The sequence below is a fragment of the Ornithinimicrobium ciconiae genome, assembly GCF_007197575.1.
Lineage (GTDB): Bacteria > Actinomycetota > Actinomycetes > Actinomycetales > Dermatophilaceae > Ornithinicoccus > Ornithinicoccus ciconiae.
Genome location: NZ_CP041616.1, coordinates 861,220 through 877,831, shown reverse-complemented (window position 1 = coordinate 877,831; position 16,612 = coordinate 861,220). Strand labels below are relative to the sequence as shown.

12 protein-coding genes, 1 tRNA gene and 2 pseudogenes are annotated in these 16,612 nt (G+C 69.0%); 8 read left to right on the top strand and 7 right to left on the bottom strand.

Annotated features, from left to right (window positions below):
- The first annotated feature begins 34 nt into the window (after positions 1-34).
- Positions 35-1,033 carry a helix-turn-helix domain-containing protein gene (locus FNH13_RS03995; protein ID WP_143782277.1) on the top strand — a complete coding sequence of 333 codons (999 nt, stop codon included), beginning with the start codon at positions 35-37 and terminating at the stop codon, positions 1,031-1,033.
- Positions 1,034-1,040: 7 nt separating this feature from the next.
- Here FNH13_RS03995 and FNH13_RS03990 read toward each other — a convergent pair whose 3' ends face one another.
- The gene (locus tag FNH13_RS03990; RefSeq protein ID WP_143782276.1) at positions 1,041-1,649 is read right to left on the bottom strand and encodes a DinB family protein; all 609 of its coding nucleotides are present in this window, start codon (positions 1,647-1,649) and stop codon (positions 1,041-1,043) included.
- A 67-nt stretch (positions 1,650-1,716) separates the two neighbouring features.
- On the opposite strand from FNH13_RS03990, the gene murA reads away from it, so the two are divergent.
- The gene (murA, locus tag FNH13_RS03985) at positions 1,717-3,027 is read left to right on the top strand and encodes a UDP-N-acetylglucosamine 1-carboxyvinyltransferase (protein WP_143782275.1); all 1,311 of its coding nucleotides are present in this window, start codon (positions 1,717-1,719) and stop codon (positions 3,025-3,027) included.
- Positions 3,028-3,081: 54 nt separating this feature from the next.
- Here the strand turns inward: murA and FNH13_RS03980 are convergent, their stop codons facing one another.
- The 3 genes from FNH13_RS03980 to FNH13_RS03970 are packed head-to-tail and all read right to left on the bottom strand — an operon-like array spanning position 3,082 to position 7,667.
- Positions 3,082-3,729 (bottom strand): cysteine hydrolase family protein, encoded by a 648-nt coding sequence (locus FNH13_RS03980; protein ID WP_143782274.1) that lies wholly within the window; start codon positions 3,727-3,729, stop codon positions 3,082-3,084.
- On the bottom strand, positions 3,726-5,267 hold the full coding sequence (locus FNH13_RS03975) for a purine-cytosine permease family protein (protein WP_143782273.1): 1,542 nt from the start codon (positions 5,265-5,267) through the stop codon (positions 3,726-3,728). The genes FNH13_RS03980 and FNH13_RS03975 overlap by 4 nt, the downstream gene beginning before the upstream one ends.
- 27 nt (positions 5,268-5,294) lie before the next feature.
- Positions 5,295-7,667: a cell wall-binding repeat-containing protein gene (locus FNH13_RS03970; RefSeq protein ID WP_143782272.1), complete on the bottom strand. Its 2,373-nt coding sequence runs from the start codon at positions 7,665-7,667 to the stop codon at positions 5,295-5,297.
- Positions 7,668-7,860: 193 nt separating this feature from the next.
- Between FNH13_RS03970 and FNH13_RS03965 the strand changes: the two genes are divergently transcribed.
- From FNH13_RS03965 to FNH13_RS03945, 5 genes and pseudogenes are all read left to right on the top strand, one after another.
- Positions 7,861-8,970, top strand: a complete 1,110-nt coding sequence (locus FNH13_RS03965; protein ID WP_143782271.1) for an endonuclease/exonuclease/phosphatase family protein — start codon at positions 7,861-7,863, stop codon at positions 8,968-8,970.
- 17 nt (positions 8,971-8,987) lie between these two features.
- Positions 8,988-9,389 (top strand): annotated as a pseudogene (locus FNH13_RS19445) (alpha/beta fold hydrolase); the annotation flags it as partial.
- Positions 9,390-9,462: 73 nt separating this feature from the next.
- A pseudogene (locus FNH13_RS03955) lies at positions 9,463-9,750 on the top strand (GPP34 family phosphoprotein); the annotation flags it as partial.
- Between the two features lie 40 nt (positions 9,751-9,790).
- Positions 9,791-11,383 carry a serine/threonine-protein kinase gene (locus FNH13_RS03950; RefSeq protein WP_143782269.1) on the top strand — a complete coding sequence of 531 codons (1,593 nt, stop codon included), beginning with the start codon at positions 9,791-9,793 and terminating at the stop codon, positions 11,381-11,383.
- A gap of 86 nt (positions 11,384-11,469) precedes the next feature.
- Positions 11,470-11,542 (top strand) — tRNA-Lys (locus FNH13_RS03945).
- A gap of 74 nt (positions 11,543-11,616) precedes the next feature.
- Here the strand turns inward: FNH13_RS03945 and fabG are convergent.
- The 3 genes from fabG to FNH13_RS03930 form a co-directional block, all read right to left on the bottom strand.
- Entirely contained in the window at positions 11,617-12,387 is a 771-nt protein-coding gene (gene fabG, locus FNH13_RS03940; protein WP_143782268.1) for a 3-oxoacyl-ACP reductase FabG, read from the bottom strand.
- A gap of 115 nt (positions 12,388-12,502) precedes the next feature.
- Positions 12,503-14,065, bottom strand: coding sequence for a SulP family inorganic anion transporter (locus FNH13_RS03935; protein ID WP_143782267.1), 1,563 nt, complete (start codon positions 14,063-14,065; stop codon positions 12,503-12,505).
- A gap of 88 nt (positions 14,066-14,153) precedes the next feature.
- The gene (locus FNH13_RS03930) at positions 14,154-15,905 is read right to left on the bottom strand and encodes an AMP-binding protein (RefSeq protein WP_143782266.1); all 1,752 of its coding nucleotides are present in this window, start codon (positions 15,903-15,905) and stop codon (positions 14,154-14,156) included.
- An 86-nt stretch (positions 15,906-15,991) separates the two neighbouring features.
- Between FNH13_RS03930 and FNH13_RS03925 the strand changes: the two genes are divergently transcribed.
- Complete coding sequence (locus tag FNH13_RS03925) at positions 15,992-16,597, top strand: class I SAM-dependent methyltransferase (protein WP_143782265.1); 606 nt, start codon at positions 15,992-15,994, stop codon at positions 16,595-16,597.
- Positions 16,598-16,612 lie beyond the last annotated feature (15 nt).

Below are 16,612 nucleotides of genomic sequence, written 5' to 3'. Positions count from 1 at the left end.
AGTTGGTCGTCAACGCTGACGGAAGAAGGCCAAGATGCTGGATGTGTTAGGACTTGATCCCGTGGAGGAGGCGACCTATCGCCACCTCATCACCCTGCCGTCGGCCAGCTCAGCGGACCTGGCTGCTCAGTTGGAGGTCCCACCCACGGACCTGCAGGCGGCTCTGACGACGCTGGCCGAGAAGGGCCTGGTCGCCACGTCGTCCAACGGCGCCGAGCAGTATGTCGCGTCCCCACCCCTGGTCGCGCTGGGCTCGCTCGTGCGCGATCGCCAGGACGATCTCAACCGCGCGCGCTCCGAGCTCGAGTCCCTCACGGAGCAGTATCGCGGCGCCGCGGCACAGCGCACCGTGACCGATGTGATCGACGTCGTGACCGGGCCGGAAGCGGTCGCCCAGCGGTTTGCCCAGCTGCAGCGCTCGGCCCGGGAGGAGGTGCTGGTGCTGGTGCGCTCCGGGGTGGCCGTGGTGTCAGCGGCGGAGAACGCTGAGGAGGACCGCGCGGCCGAACGCGGGGTGACCTTCCGGGTGATCGTGGAGCGGGCGGTGCTGGAGCAGCCGGGAGTCTTTGCCAATGCCGAGGGTGCCGCAAGTCGCGGCGAGCAGATCCGCGTCGCCGACCAGGTCCCGCTGAGGATGCTCGTCGCCGACCGGGAGCTCGCGCTGATCCCGCTGGCGTCCGCGGAGGACGAACGTCGCGGCACGGTCGGAGCCCTCCTGGTCCACCCCAGCGCCCTCCTCGACGCACTCCTCGCGCTGTTCGACCACTCTTGGGTCGCCGCCCAGCCACTGTTTGCCGACACCACCGCCGCCGCCCAGCGCGACGGGCTCGACGAGATGGACCAACGCGTGCTGACCCTGATGCTCGCCGGCCTCACCGACCAGGCCGTCGGCAGTCAGCTCGGCCTCTCGATCCGGACCGTGCAGCGGCGCGTGGCCGCCCTGATGGAGGCGTGCTCGGTGCACACCAGGATCCAGCTGGGCGTGCAGGCCGAGCGCCGGGGCTGGCTCGGCACTCCTGCGTCCGTGCCCTGACGGTCTGCTAGCTCCCAGCCGACTCCTGAGCCTGACGAGCAGCGGCCTCGATCTGCCGACGGTGCTCTTCCCAGTAGTCCTCGCCCTCGCCCGCCCACATGTTGTCCATGCCCTCGCCGATCCCCACGGACCCGTCGATCAGCTCCCGGATGATGTCGGCATGGCCCGCGTGACGCTGGGTCTCGGCAATCACGTGCACGAGCACCTGGTGCAGCGTCACCTGCCCTCGGTCGCCCCACCACGGCACCTCACCCACCGCGTCCAGGTCGAGCGCCTCGATCGTGGCGTCTGAGTTGGCAGCAACCTGGTGGTGCAGGTCCACGATGAACTCGCGTGACTCGTCAGCCGGCACCCACAGGTCCGCATTGGGCACCTCCTGCGCAGGGTCCTCGGGAAACCACGGCAACGCGATGCCTGAGGGTCGGCCCATCACCGCACCGAGGTAGCCGTCGGTCACGCTCGCCACGTGCTTGACCAGGCCAAGCAGGTTGGTGCCGGTGGGTGTCATGGGGCGACGCACGGCGTAGTCGTCGAGCCCGTCGAGCTTCCACAGGAGAGCGTCGCGGGCACTGATGAGATAGCGATGCAGGATCGCCTTCTGGTCCGGTGCGTTCATGGGCCCAGCCTGTCAGGACCCACCGACAGGCAGCAGGGACGGACCAGGGCTGCGTAACCTTGGCCCCATGGCAGCCACAGCATGGTCAGTAACCCCCTCCGGACCGCTGCGCGGTGACGTGCACGTGCGCGGCTCGAAGAACGCCGCCACGAAGCACATGGTGGCGGCCATCCTGGGCGACGGCCCGAGCCGCATCAGCAATATCCCGCAGGTCGGGGACGTGGCGATCACCACGGACATCCTGCGGTCCCTGGGGGTGGGTGTGGACTACGACCAGGAGCAGGGCGTCATCACCGTCGAGCCCCACGATGCGGTGACGGCTGACGTCCCCCTGTCCTTCAGCGGGCTCAACCGCATCCCGATCCTGCTGCTCGGCCCGCTGCTGCACCTCACCGGTGAGGCCTTCGTCCCCCTGGTCGGCGGCGACCCCATCGGGCGCCGCCCGGTCGACTTCCACATCGAGGCCCTCACGGCCTTCGGTGCCGAGATCGAGCACCGCCAGGACGGCATCGTCGCCCGAGCCACCCGGTTGCGCGGCACCCGCCTCGAGCTGCCCTATCCGAGCGTGGGAGCGACCGAGACGGTGCTGCTCACCGCGGCCCTCGCCGAGGGACGCACCGTGCTGCGCAACGCGGCCACCGAGCCCGAGGTCATCGAGCTGGCGCTGTTCCTGCAGCGGATGGGGGCCCGGATCGTCCTCTCCCCCGGCCGCAAGTGGACCATCGACGGCGTGGATCGTCTCCGGGGCGCCGAGGTCCGCCTCGAGGGCGATCGCAACGAGGCGTTCAGCTATCTGGTGGCCGGCCTGGTCACCAGCGGTGACGTCCGCGTCCACGGGTGCCGGCAGGATCGGCTGGTCACCGCCCTGACCACCCTGCGGGGCATGGGCGCCCAGTTCGACATCACCGACGACTACATCCGGGCCACGGCACCGGACGGGCTGCGACCGGCCGCCGTGCAGACCGACACCCATCCCGGATTCATGACCGACTGGCAGACACCGCTCGTCGTGCTGTTCACGCAGGCGAACGGCATGTCGGTGCTGCACGAGACGGTCTATGAGGACCGCCTCGTCTATGTGCCGGCACTGCAGCAGATGGGCGCCGAGATCGAGCTCTTCTCCACCTGTCTGGGCGGGGAGTCCTGCCGCTTCCACGACACCAACGCGGTCCACTCGGCAGTCGTCAAGGGCGTGTCCTCGCTGCACGGCGCCGAGGTCGAGGTCCCGGACGTCCGGGCCGGCTTCTCCTCGGTGATCGCGGCCGCCATCGCCGACGGGCCGTCCCGCATCGGCGGGATCCGGCACCTGGTGCGCGGCTACCACCGACCGGCCGAGCAGTTTGCCGCGCTCGGCCTGTCGATCACGCCAGCAGACTGACGCCCGCCCCCAGGTGCGGCCGGTCACCGGGGGAGGCCCACCCGGTGCGCCGGGTCAGGAGGTGGTGGACGCCTCGGCCAGGATCTCGTCCGCCGTCACCACGAACAACTGCGGGGCATAGAGCGCCATCGCGTCCAGCGCCCGCTGGTGGTTGGTGTCGTCAGAGCCGGCACAGGCGTCGGAAACCACGCTCACCTGGGCACCGGCGTCGATCGCCGGCAGCGCCGTCGAGAGGACGCAGCAGTCGGTCGCCACCCCGGTCAGGACCAGGTGCGGAGTGGGCCCCGTGATGGCCCGCAGCTGCTCACTCCACTTGCCAAAGGTGGGCTCGGAGACGGTATGCCGAGCGCCCAGGTCCACCGCCGCCGGCACCAGGTCGAAGAGCGGGTGATCGGGAGCCTGGTCGGCAAAGGTGAACTGCTCAAAGTAGGGCACCCAGGAGCCGGCCTTCTCGGCCGGGGGCACCCAGCGGGTGAGGATCACCCGGTCCCCGAAAGCCTGTGCGAGGCGGTGCACCGGCTCCACGATCTCCTCAAAACGGGGAGCGCACCACTGCGATCCCGAATCGGCGAAGACAGCCTGCGCATCGATCACGACCAGCCACGGGTCCGTGCCGGCGGACTCCGCGACGTCCGCGGGACCGGACTTCGTCTCTCCCGTGTGCGTCGGGAGATCGGAGCCGGCGGCCTGGTCCGGGCTCATGCCAGCGGCTCCTGGGTGACCCCGCCACGGCCCGCCGGCGCGAGCGGCTCGGCCTCCTGGCGACGGACCGCGGCGGCCTGCAGCACGGCATAACCCACGAAGCCGATGACCAGGGCGAGCAGCACCCCGAGGTTGGCGTAGGCCCAGTTGCCCTCCCAGTAGCCACCGGCCGGGTCATCCACGAAGGTGCCCAGGCCCAGCGGCTCCAGCAGATAGCCCTGCCAGTTGTTCCAGGCCGCGTCCTTGGCAAAGTTGTTGACGACCAGGCCCCAGCCGACGACCGACGCGAACGCCATCAGCCCCACGGACACCCAGTTCCAGTTGCCATAGCGACCGCGCCCGTCGAACAGCGCGGCCCCGTCATAGTCCTTGCGACGCAGCATGATGTCGGCGATCAGGATGCCGGCCCAGGCCGCGATCGGGACGCCCAGCGTGATCAGGAAACTCTGGAAGGGGGCGAGGAAGGACTCGGCGAAGAAGACGACATAGATCGTGCCGATCGTCAGGATCGTGCCGTCGACCAGGGCAGCCATCGGGCGCGGGATGTCGATGCCCAGGCTCAGCAGGGTAAGGCCCGAGGAGTAGATGCCCAGGATCGCGCCGCTGACCAGCGCCAGCACCGCGGCGATCCAGAAGGGGATGAGGAACCAGGTGGGCAGGATCGTGGCGAGCGTGCCGACCGGGTCGTTGGCGATGCCGTCGATCAGGGCCGGGTTGGAGCCGGCCAGAGCCAGGCCGTAGCAGACCAGCAGGACCGGGGCCAGGGCGCCACCGAGGGTGTTCCAGAAGACGATCTGACCACCGGAGGCGTCCCGCTTCTGATAGCGGGACCAGTCAGCGGCGATGTTGATCCAGCCCAGCCCGAAGCCGGTCATCACCATCACCAGAGCACCGACCAGCGCCTGGTTGGAGCCGGCCGGCAGGGCGGCCGCGGCGGAGAGGTCGATGTCGCGGAAGGTGATCGCGATGTATCCCAGGGTGGCCAGGCCGGTGACCCAGGTCAGCACCGACTGCATCTTGATGATCGTGTGGTAGCCGGCGACAGACCCCAGCACGATCAGCGCGGCGATCACCGCACACGCGATGATCTTGGTCGCCGTGCCGCTGCTCCAGCCGAGCTCGTTGAACACGGTGGCGGTCGCCAGCGTCGCCATGATGGCCAGGAAGGTCTCCCAGCCCATCGAGATCAGCCAGGAGAAGATGCCCGGCACCTTCTGCCCGTTGACGCCGAAGGCCGAGCGGGAGAGCACCATGGTCGGCGCGGAGCCTCGTTTGCCGGCGATCGCGATGATGCCGCAGAGCAGGAAGGAGATGGTCACGCCAACGACGGTGACCAGCACTCCCTGCCAGAGGCTGACGCCAAAGCCATAGACGAACGCGGCATAGCTCATGCCGAAGACCGAGACGTTCGCGGCGAACCACGGCCAGAACAGGTCGGAGGGCTTGGCCATGCGCTCCGACTCGTCAATGATGTCGATCCCGTTGAGTTCGACGAGGGTGCCCTTGGCCGCGGGCACCGCGGTGTGCGTGTCAGTCATGGGCGGATTCTCCCACCATGTCGGGACCTAGTTCAGGTAGGCCGCAAGGGCGGCGAGCGTGGTGTTGCTCACCGAGTCGGTGCCACCGAGCACGCCGATGGTGGCCGGACCGAGGTGGTTGAGCGCCTCGACCGTCCCGGACGGGATGCGGTCAGGACGGGTCAGGACGACCGGAACCCCGCGCCGGCCGGCCAGAGCGCCACCGACCAGGGCGTCGGAGAACTGCTGACCCGAGGCAACGACGGTGGAGCTGACCCCGCCGGGGAACTCCTGCGCCACCTCGGCCGCCGTCTCATAGCGGTCGACGCCGGACAGCCGCCGGTAGGAGCCGGTGGTCGCGTAGGTCGCCGCCCTGGAGGCCACGGCCGAGGAGACCGACGAGGTCCCGCCCAGCACGACAATCTCGGTGGGGTTCAACCGGTCCAGCTGGGTGCGGGTCGCCGAGCTGAGCCAGTCGCCCTGCGTCAGCAGCAGCGGCGTGTGCTGGCTGCCGGCGAGCGCTGCCGCTGCCAGGGCGTCGGGGAAGTCCTCGCCGCTGGCCAGGAAGACCCGCGGCTGGCCCGCGCCGTAGTAGGAGGCCAGGTTGGCAGCCGTCTCGTAGCGGTTGTCACCGGCCACGCGCTGCGTCGTCCCGGTCGTGTAGGCCCGGAGCTGGTTCTCGATCGTCGTGCTCACCGCTCCGGTGCCGCCCACCACGACCAGGCGTCCCGGCTTGAGCCGGGTCAGCGCATCACGGGTCGCCTGCGGGAGGTGGTCCTGCTTCACGAGCAGGACCGGTGCGTCGTAGATGCCGGCCCGGGCCGAGGCTGCGAGCGCGTCCGGGAACTGGGCTCCGTTGACCAGATAGACCACGCTCACGCCGGGCGACCACTGCTCGGAGACCTTGCGGGCGGTGTCATAGCGGTCCACGCCGGAGATCCGGGTGACCTCGCCGGAGGGCGGCGGCGCGGGATCGTCGCCGGGGTCACCGAAGGTGAAGTAGTCCGAGGACAGACCGGTGTTCCACGCCGGCCAGGGCCGCGCGAGATACAGGCCGGTGCCGGAGGCGTTGGCATAGGTGTACTGCCCGCCGGCGGTGTAGCCCTCCACCTTCGCCGAGAGGATGCGACCTCCCCACAGTCCGTGACCGTCTCGGGACAGCACCTGCACCCGGGTCACGTCGTGGATGCCGTAGCGCGCCTCCAGCGAGGTCTCGGTCAGCCGCGCGGTCCACCGGTTCCGGGTGTTCAGCGGGGTGTTGTCGTAGGGGTCCGGCTGCGCTGTCAGGTAGGGGTGGCCCGCTCCCCCGGGGATGGTGTGCCCACCGGTGGAGGCGGCATACATCGTGGTGGCCAGGCCCTTGCCGCCGGGGAAGGGATAGGTGAGCACCTGCCCGTCGGTGGCGTTCACTGCCGCCGTGTTCTCGGGGTACTCATAGCTGGTTACTCCGCCGCTGCTGGTGCGCGCGCCCCGCCCGCGATAGGCCTGGCAGGACGTGGTGTCGCAGGTGTCGTAGTAGCTGGTCCCGTTGACTCCGCGCTGGGCATAGGTCCGGGCCGCGACGGACTGGGCACGCAGCGCCTGGGTGTGGAAGAAGGGCGACATCTCGATGGAGACCACCGAGCGCAGATAGTGCTGCATCGACAGCCGGTTGACGGTGGCCAGGTTGCTGGTGGTGCCGCGGTGGTGCGCGGTGATCTGTCCGCGATAGATGCGCCGCGACCCGTTGGGCAGATAGAGGTCGACCGTGCCCTCACTGGGCGAGGCAAAGGTGATCGGACATCCGCTCGGCAGCCCCGAGGGCTTGTATGCCGACCAGGCACCGGCGCTGCGACCCTCTAGGACGCAGCTGCTCGGGCTGGTGCTGGTCGCCCGCACGCGCCACTGCTCTCGGCTCGGCAGCGCATAGGTCGTCCCGCCGGTCCCGTGGGAGACGACCAGCCCGGAACGGTGGTCGACCCGGGTGACCCCGTCATTGTCGATGGTGATGCCGATCCGGATCATCCCGCTGGCCCAGGTCTCCAGGGCGGTCCCCGGATAGTAGAAGGCGAGGATCTGCGAGTGGCTCAGGCCGGCGATCCCGGCGCCGTGAGCGCCGTACTGGGACATCCCGATCCGGTGCCCCCAGCCGCCTCCGGTCACCTCGTAGTAGCCGCTGGCGGGCATCGGGTAGACCTCGGCCTGCGGCTCTGCTGCCGGCAGCGCGGTGAGGTCGGTGACGACGGTCGGCTCGGTCAGCGCGACGTCCTCGGGGTCGCTGGTGATCAGGCCGTGCTCGAGGTCCAGGTGCTCGTCGGGGATCGCCTCGCTGACCTGCTCCGTCTGCGGGTCGGCCTCGTCGTCGGGGGTCGCCAGCGCCGCGCTGGGCAGCAGCGTGACCGTCATGGCGAGGGCGAGAGAGGCGGCGAGGGCTGGTCGCACGGTGGACTCCTTGGTCGGGGCGCCCACCACTATGGTGCAGAAGTGACTGTTGTTACAAGAGTTGCTACAGAATTACACGCGTGTGATTCTTCGTGCCGATTCTTTTGTCACAGGAAAGCCTGTTTGATCTTCACTGGGCGTTCATCGCGAGCGCACGACACGGCATACCTCTCAGCAGATCGGGGGAACGGGCATGGACGTGCGCTTCTCGACGTTCAACGCCTCCCTCAACCGGAACGCCGAGGGCGAGCTCCTCGCGGACCTGTCGACGCCGGACAACGTCCAGGCCAGGGTGATCGCCGAGATCATCCAGCGCACCAACCCCGACCTGCTGCTGGTCAACGAGTTCGACTATGTCGAGGGCGGGGCAGCGGCCGAGCTGTTCCGGGACAACTACCTGGCCGTCGGGCAGCACGGCGCCGCGCCGGTGGACTACCCCTACTATTTCGTGGCGCCGTCCAACACCGGCATCCCCTCCGGGCACGACCTCACCAACGGTGTGGTCGGTGGACGTGACGACGCCTTCGGGTTCGGGCTGTTCCCGGGCCAGTACGGCATGGTCGTCTACTCCAGATACCCGATCGACACCGACGCCGTCCGCACCTTCCAGCACTTCCTCTGGAAGGACATGCCGGGCAACCTGATCCCGGCGCAGTTCTACTCACCCGAGGCGCAGGCCGTCCTGCGCCTGTCGAGCAAGTCGCACTGGGACGTGCCGGTCCAGGTCGGTAAGAACACCACTGTGCACTTCCTGGTCAGCCACCCGACGCCACCCACCTTTGACGGGCCGGAGGACCGCAACGGCCGCCGCAACCACGACGAGATCCGGTTCTGGGCGGACTACCTCAGCCCGGGCACGGCCTCGTCCTACATCTATGACGACGCGGGCGAGCGCGGTGGCCTCGCGCCGGGCTCGCGCTTCGTCATTGCCGGCGACCAGAACGCTGACCCGCGCGACGGTGGCTCCTGGGCAGGTGCGATCAACCAGCTGCTCGAGCACCCCACGGTGAACGCCAGCAACCCGCCCACGAGCAAGGGTGCCGTCGAGGCGAGCGAGTTGCAGGGCGGCAGCAACCGAGAGCACCCGGGTGATCCCAGGTTCGACACCGCCGACTTCGCCGAGCCGCCGGGCAACCTCCGCGTCGACTACGTCCTGCCCAGCACGTGCCTGCGGATCCTGTGCTCCGCGGTGTTCTGGCCCGAGTCCAGCGACCCGCTGTCGGCCCTGACCGGGATCTACCCGTTCCCCTCCAGCGACCACCGGCTCGTGTGGGTGGACGTTCAGCTGCCACACAAGCCCTGACCACTCGCACCTGCTGAGACGAGATCGCGACCGCGGCCAGGACAGACCGGTTCGCCTGGTACACGCAGTTCTGCACGAACTTCTACAACCTCGATGAGAACCTCGGCTCCCGGATCAGCCAGGAGGCAGTCGACGGCAGCTGGAGCGTCGCGATCTCCAGTGCGCCGGTGGCTGCCCACGCGGTCGCCCCCTCCTGGCTCGAGGACTTCCGCTCCGACATCGAGGCGGTCCGTGCCAGCGGCATACCGGCCCTGATCCTGCACGGCACCGCCGACCGGATCCTGCCCATCGAGGCCACCGCCCGCCGCTTCCGTGACCTCCTCCCGGACGCGGACTATGGGGAGATCGACGACGGCCCGCACGGGCTGCTGTGGACCCACGCGGACGAGGTCAACGACGCCCTCGGCGCCTTCCTGAGCTGGCCCGGAGCCCGCGGGCACCCGCACCGAAAGGAACTCACCATGACCGAGAGTTGCGGCACAGACCCAACGCGTCCAGCCGTTGCTCCTCACGATCGGGGCCGACCTGTGGCAGATCGTGCTCGACCGGCTGGTCGCCCGCGGCCTGATCCGCCGTCGGAAGTCCCGGATCCTCGGCGTGTTCCGCACCACGACGAGGCCAGCCACGGACGGGCGCCACGAGGCACAGTTGCGGTCCCGGATCCACCAGGTGCTGGTGGATCCGGGAGGCACCCGACCCACGCACGGCGGCAGTCGTCGTGGCCGCCATCTCGGCGGTCGCCGTCAGTGGGCGGAGCACGTAACCACCCGGGCACCTTAGGGTAGGTGCTCGGGCACGCACGCGTCGGGAGGAGTGCCTCGTGACCGAACTGACCGTCAGGGACCTGCTGGCTTCCGGCCAGCCCCTGCACCGTGCCGATGTGCTCACGGTGGCCGAGGTGCTGGCGCACCAACTTGCTGACGAGCACTCCCGCGGTCGTTGGCACGGTGACGTCGGGCCGCACACCGTGCTGCTCGCCCTCGCCGACCCAGCGGCAGCGGGAGTGCAGGACGCCCGGCTGACAGCTCCTGACCCGGCGCATCGTCCGAGGGACTGGCCCAGGGCACCGGAGGGCCGCACGCCCAGCGCCGCCGGGGACATCTTCGCGCTGGGCCAGCTGTTGCTGAGTCTGGACGCCGCAACGCATCCGTCCCCGCAGGAGACCGACGGGCTCCCGTTCGTCGGGCGGCTGATCGACCCTGATCCGGCGCGGCGACCCACGGCACAGGATCTGCTCACGGCCTTCGACGAGGACGTGATCCTGGCACCTACCGCGCACCAGGACAACGTCGCAGCCGCCGATGATGTCCAACCCCACACCCCCGTGGGTCGCCCACCCAGTGACCCGGTCAGCCCGCCACGCCCTGCTCCCGCCGAGGCCACGGCGGGGAGCACCGGGCCCCTGGCGCTCGCCGCGCTAGCAGTCTTCGCCCTGTTGCTGGGTGGTGGCCTGTGGTGGAGCGGCCAGGACGAGCCGGTGCCGCCGGCACGGGCGATCAGCGGCGAGGCCCAGCCGGCCGGGCTCGTCGGCGGCGATCACGGCTCGACCACGGCCGACCAAGGGGATGCAGGCACCGACTGGGCCACACAGTCACCGTCCACCGGTGGGGACGGCGACGGGCCCATCGACGGTGGGAACAGCGGGACGGGCAGCACGGGAGGCGACGACGCACAGGGAACGCGGACGCGACCGGAGGTGACCTTCCCGCCCGGGAGCGATCCTGGTCCGGGGGCACCCAGCATGGAGGCCAGCCAGGCCCCCGTGGCCGAGGGCGACACCGAGTTTGATCAGGCCTGGTGCCGGTCCCACGGCGAGTTCGTCGTCCGGGTCCAGACGGTCAACTACCGGGCCACCATCTGCCGCGACGGCGACAGCGTGAACTATTACGGTGTCAACCTCATCGACGGACTCACGATTCGGACCCCCGCCACCGAGCACAGCACCGGATGGACGGGTCACGGTGAGGACAACGTCACCTACGAGGTGTCCAGGGACGTGTTTGAGGTGCGTCGGGGCGACACTGTGCTGGCTTCCGAAGAGGTCAACAGCCTCACCGATCAGGCACAGAACGGTGATCACCGCCCCTGGGACCTGCACCTCACCGACCCGATCTCTTTTCCCGCCTGCGACGGTGGTGCCATCGTGGTGGTCGACACCTTCTACAACCTTCAGGGGGTGAACCAGCAGGTCCGGGAGTCGGTGGAGGCACATCCAGGCGCGAACTATCTGAACACCGACGCCTCGTGCGACAGCCTGCAGCACCCCACCGACCAGCGCGGGAACCAGTTCCTGATCTACTACTGGGCTGGGCACGACGAGGCCGAGATCTGCGATCTGGTCGAGTCAACCGGGACCCACGGGCTCTGGCTGCGCGACGACGTCGACCCGCTCGATCCGGTCGACTGCGGGTGAGTCCGATGTCGCGCCCAGCGCCGTGTGGGACTTGCGAGCAACGCACGTAGACTTGCCCGCCGAGCGTCCTGCACCGCGGGCGCCCAGGGCCTCTAGCTCAATGGTTAGAGCTGCGGACTTTTAATCCGTAGGTTGTGGGTTCGAGTCCCACGGGGCCCACTGGGTGATGTCTCGGGACATCGGCATGGGCCGGACCCATAATGTGTGGGTCCGGCACTTCGCCCTTGGCACGGTCAGTCCATCGGCCCGCCGGCGACATACAACACCTGTCCCGAGACGAAGCCTGCACCCTCGCTAACCAGATAGGACGTGGCCGAGGCGATGTCCTCGGGTTGACCGATCCGGCCCACCGGGATGCCCTTGGCCATCCCGGCCGCGAACTCCTCGAACGAGACGCCGATGCGCTCGGCGGTCGCTCGCGTCATCTCGGTCTCGATGTAGCCCGGTGCGATGACATTCGCCGTCACCCCGAACTTGCCCAGCTCGATCGACAGGGTCTTGGTGAACCCCTGCAGCCCGGCCTTGGCCGCCGCGTAGTTGGCCTGTCCCCGGTTGCCCTGCGCCGACACGGACGACATGTTGACGATCCGGCCCCACGTAGCCTCAACCATGTGCTTCTGGCAGGCCCGCGACATCAGGAAGGCGCCGCGCAGGTGGACGTTCATGACGGCGTCCCAGTCGGACGTCGTCATCTTGAACAGCATGTTGTCGCGGATGATCCCGGCGTTGTTGACCAGGACCGTCGGGGCACCCATCTCGGCGGCCACCCGCTCGACGGCCGTCTCGACACCGGCCTCGTCGGAGACATCTACCCCGACAGCCAGAGCCCGACCCCCGGCCGATGTGATCTCGGCAACGACCGAGGCACAGCCTTGCTCGTCAAGGTCGAGGACTGCCACGGCCAGCCCATCAGCGGCGAGGCGGGTGGCGATCGCGGCCCCGATTCCACGAGCACCTCCCGTCACGATGGCGGTGCGGGCGGGTGCGGTCGGCTGATCTGTCATGGTGGGCAGGACTCCTGTGTGCGCGGGACGGGTCGGGGAGTGTCACGGACACCCGCGCCGACCCTAGCCGGACAGGTCATGGCGCCTGCAGGAGGCCCGTCGCCACGCCAGGTATCTAGTGCCCGTCGCCCAGCCTGCCGGTCAGGAGACGGTGACGTGCGTCGGAGGAGCGATTGAGACCGACGATCGCGACCGTCTTGCCGAGGCGGTGGTACTTGGTCTGCACAGCATCGAGCGCGGCCACGGTGGAGGCGTCCCAGATGTGGCTGCCACTCAGATCGATCACCACGTGGTCCGGGTCGCCCGCGTAGTCGAACTGGTAGACGAGGTCATTGCTGGTGGCGAAGAAGAGCTCACCGGTCACCGCATAGGTGCGGCTCTCTGGCTGTCCGTCGCCGTCCAGGTCGGTCTCGATGACCTGGTCGACGGAGGCGAAGTGCGCCACCCGTCGGGCGAAGAGGATGATCGCGGCGTTGACGCCGACGATGACGCCGTAGGCCAGGTTCTGCGTCACCACGGTCACGATGACGGTGAGCAGCATGACGATGTTTTCGCTGTGCGGCATCCGGCGCAGGGTCCCCGGGTGGATGCTGTGCCAGTCGAAGGTCGCGACCGAGACCATGACCATCACGGCGACCAGCGCTGCCATCGGGATCATCCCCACGGCGGGTCCGGCCCCCAGGACCAGGGCGAGCAGGAAGACACCGGCTAGGAAGGTCGAGATCCGAGTTCGTGCGCCGGAGACCTTGACGTTGATCATCGTCTGGCCGATCATCGCGCAGCCGCCCATGCCGCCGAAGACGCCGGACAGCATGTTGGCCACGCCCTGCCCCCAGCTCTCGCGGGTCTTGTCCGAGTGGGTGTCGGTGATGCCGTCGACCAGCTTGGCCGTCATCAACGACTCCAGCAGCCCCACCAGCGCCATCGCCAGGGCATAGGGGCCGATGATCTGCAGCGTCTCTAAGGTCAGCGGCACGTCCGGAACGATGAGTTCGGGCAGCGAGGTGGGCAGCTCGCCCTGATCGGCGACGTCTGGCAGTTGCCACCCGGCGGCCCACGCCACCCCGGTGATCACCACGATCGCGACCAGCGGGGCGGGGACGACCGTGGTCAGGCGCGGCAGCCCGACCATGATCAGCAGCCCGAGAGCGACCATCGGGTAGACCAGTGACGGAACACCCAGCAGGTGTGGCAACTGGGCCAGGAAGATCAGGATGGCCAGGGCATTGACGAAGCCGACCATGACCATCCGCGGGATGAAGCGCATCAGCTTGGCCACCCCGAGTGCTGCCAGCACGATCTGCAGGACTCCGGCAAGGATGACGGTGGCCAGGAAGTAGTCCATCCCGTGCTCTCGAGCCACTGGGGCGATGACCAGCGCGACAGCTCCCGTGGCTGCCGAGATCATCGCGGGGCGTCCACCGACCACGGCGATCGTGACCGCCATGATGAAACTGGAGAACAGCCCAACCCTGGGATCAACGCCGGCGATGATCGAGAACGAGATGGCCTCGGGGATCAGGGCGAGCGCGACGACCAGACCAGCCAGGACCTCGGTGCGCAGTCGTCGCGGGTTGCGGAAGGCGGCCCGGGTGGAGGTCTCGCGCTGACCGGCCTCGGGCACGACCGTGGCGCGCGACGGCTCCGGTGACGGAGCTGTCGGAGGTGATTCGAACATGGGACTCCTAGATCAAGGGCGTTGGGGACCGACAGCGTGCGTCACGGCCGCTACACCGCTGCCTCCCGTCACGTCGCGAGGCTGATCCCTAGGCGCCACCGGGCTGGCGCAGCTCGGGGAAGTCAGTGTCGCGGTACTCCTGCCCGATGATCCCCGTCGTCCCCGGCATCGCGGCCTCGTCAGCCAGTTCCTGCTCGCGGGAGCGCAGCTCGACGCGGCGGATCTTGCCGGAGATGGTCTTGGGCAGCTCATAGAACTCGATGCGGCGCACCCGCTGCCACGGGGCGAGCTGCTCCCGGGCGTGCTTGAGGATCGCGAAGGCGGTCTCCCGTGTCGGCTCATGGCCCGGGGCGAGGGCAATATAGGCCTTCGGCACCGCCAGCCGGACCTCGTCCGGGGCCGGCACGACCGCGGCCTCGGCCACCGCTGGGTGCTCGATGAGCACGGACTCCAGCTCGAACGGACTGATCTTGTAGTCGCTCGCCTTGAAGACGTCATCGGTCCGTCCGACGTAGGTGATCATCCCCTTCTCGTCCCGCGCCGCGACATCACCGGTGTGGTAGAAACCGTCGGCCATCGCCTCGGCGTTGCGGGCCTGGTCTCCCTGATAGCCCGTCATCAGAGCGACCGGTGCCGCCGACAGGTCCAGGCAGAGCTCACCCTCCCCCGCTCCCTGCACGACCTGGCCGGTCTCCACGTCGACCAGCACGCACGGCATACCGGGCAGGGGCTTGCCCATCGACCCGGGCTTGACCGGGTCCCCGGGCATGTTTCCGATCTGGGCTGTGGTCTCGGTCTGGCCGTAACCGTCCCGCAGGGTCCGGCCCCACTGGCGTTGCACCTGCGCGATGACCTCCGGGTTGAGCGGCTCGCCGGCACCGATCACCTCGCGCAGCGCGCCCGGACCGCCGGAGAGGTCGGCGTTGATCAGCATGCGCCACACCGTCGGCGGGGCGCAGAAGGAGGTGACCCGATAGGCGCGCAGCACCTTGAGCAGCGCCGCCGCGTCGAATCTCGCGTAGTTGTAAACCATGATCGTCGCCTCGGCGATCCACGGTGCGAAGAAGCAGGACCAGGCGTGCTTGGCCCAGCCCGGCGAGGAGATGTTGAGGTGCACGTCCCCGGGGCGCACCCCGAGCCAGGCCATCGTGGACAGGTGACCGACCGGATAGGACGCCTGCGTGTGCTCCACCAGCTTGGGCCGGTTGGTCGTGCCGGAGGTGAAGTAGAGCAGCAGCCGATCCCCTGGTGCGGTGCCCGGATGCTCCAGCCCCTGCTCCGGGACGCTGAGCGCGTAGGCCGTGCGCAGGTCGGTCCACCCGCTCGCCTCCCCGACGCTCACCTGCAGATAGTCCCCCGGCACCTCCTCGAACTTGCCGGTGTCGGCGGCGTTGGCTACCACGGCACGTGCGTCGCCGCGCTCGATGCGGTCACGCAGGTCAGCCGGTCCCACGGCGGTGGTGGTCGGCATGATGACCGCACCGATCTTCATGATCCCCAGCATCGTGTCCCACAGCTCGACCTGGTTGTCGAGCATGACGATGACACTGTCGCCGCGGGTGACGCCCTGCTGCGCGAGGAAGGTCGCGACCTGGTCCGAACGGGTGGCGATCTGCCCGAACGTCAGTGTCTCGTCCGAGCCGTCCTCCTCCACCACGATGAGCCCGGGCCGGTCGTTGCCGCGGGCGAAGGCGTCGAACCAGTCCACCGCCCAGTTCCACACCGGTCCGACGTCGGGATAGGTGAACTCCGCACGAGCCCGCTCGGGATCACCAGCCAGATCGAGGAGCTGGTCGCGGGCAGTGCGGTAGGCGGTCGTCGCAGTAGTCACGGGCACCATTCTGTCAGCCACCTCGACCCGTGTCAGCGGTGGTGAGGGCTCCACGCGGCACCCACCACCGACACCGGCCGACCTATTCTGGCCGCATGGTCGAGCAGAGCGCATGGATGGATCAGGTCACCCAGGACCCTGGGCACTCCCAGAGGTATGTCGACCGGTTCCGTCGGCTCGCTGCCGAGGGTGCCGATCTGGTCGGCGAGGCGCGACTGGTGGATGCGATGGTGCCCCGCGGCGCGCACATCCTCGACGCCGGCTGCGGGCCAGGTCGGGTCGGTGGCTATCTGCACACGGTGGGTCACACCGTCGTCGGCGTCGACGTCGACCCGGTCCTGATCCGCGCCGCCGAGGAGGACCATCCCGGACCCACCTGGATCACCCAGGACCTGGCGCTGCTCGATCTGCCGACACACGGCATACGACAGCCCTTTGACGCGGTGGTCAGCGCCGGCAATGTCATCGCCTTCCTGGCGCCGAGCACCCGTCGGGAGGTGCTGCGGCGGCTCCGCGAGCACTGCGCGCCGCAGGGTCGGGTCGTGATCGGCTACGGCGCGGGTCGCGGTTATCCCTTCCCCGAGTTCCTAGCCGATGCCCGAGCCGGTGGCTTGCATCCCGACCTGCTCCTGTCGACGTGGGACCTGCGCCCATTCGCCGACGACTCCGACTTCCTGGTGGCGGTCCTGCGCCCGACCTGACACCACTGTCGCCGG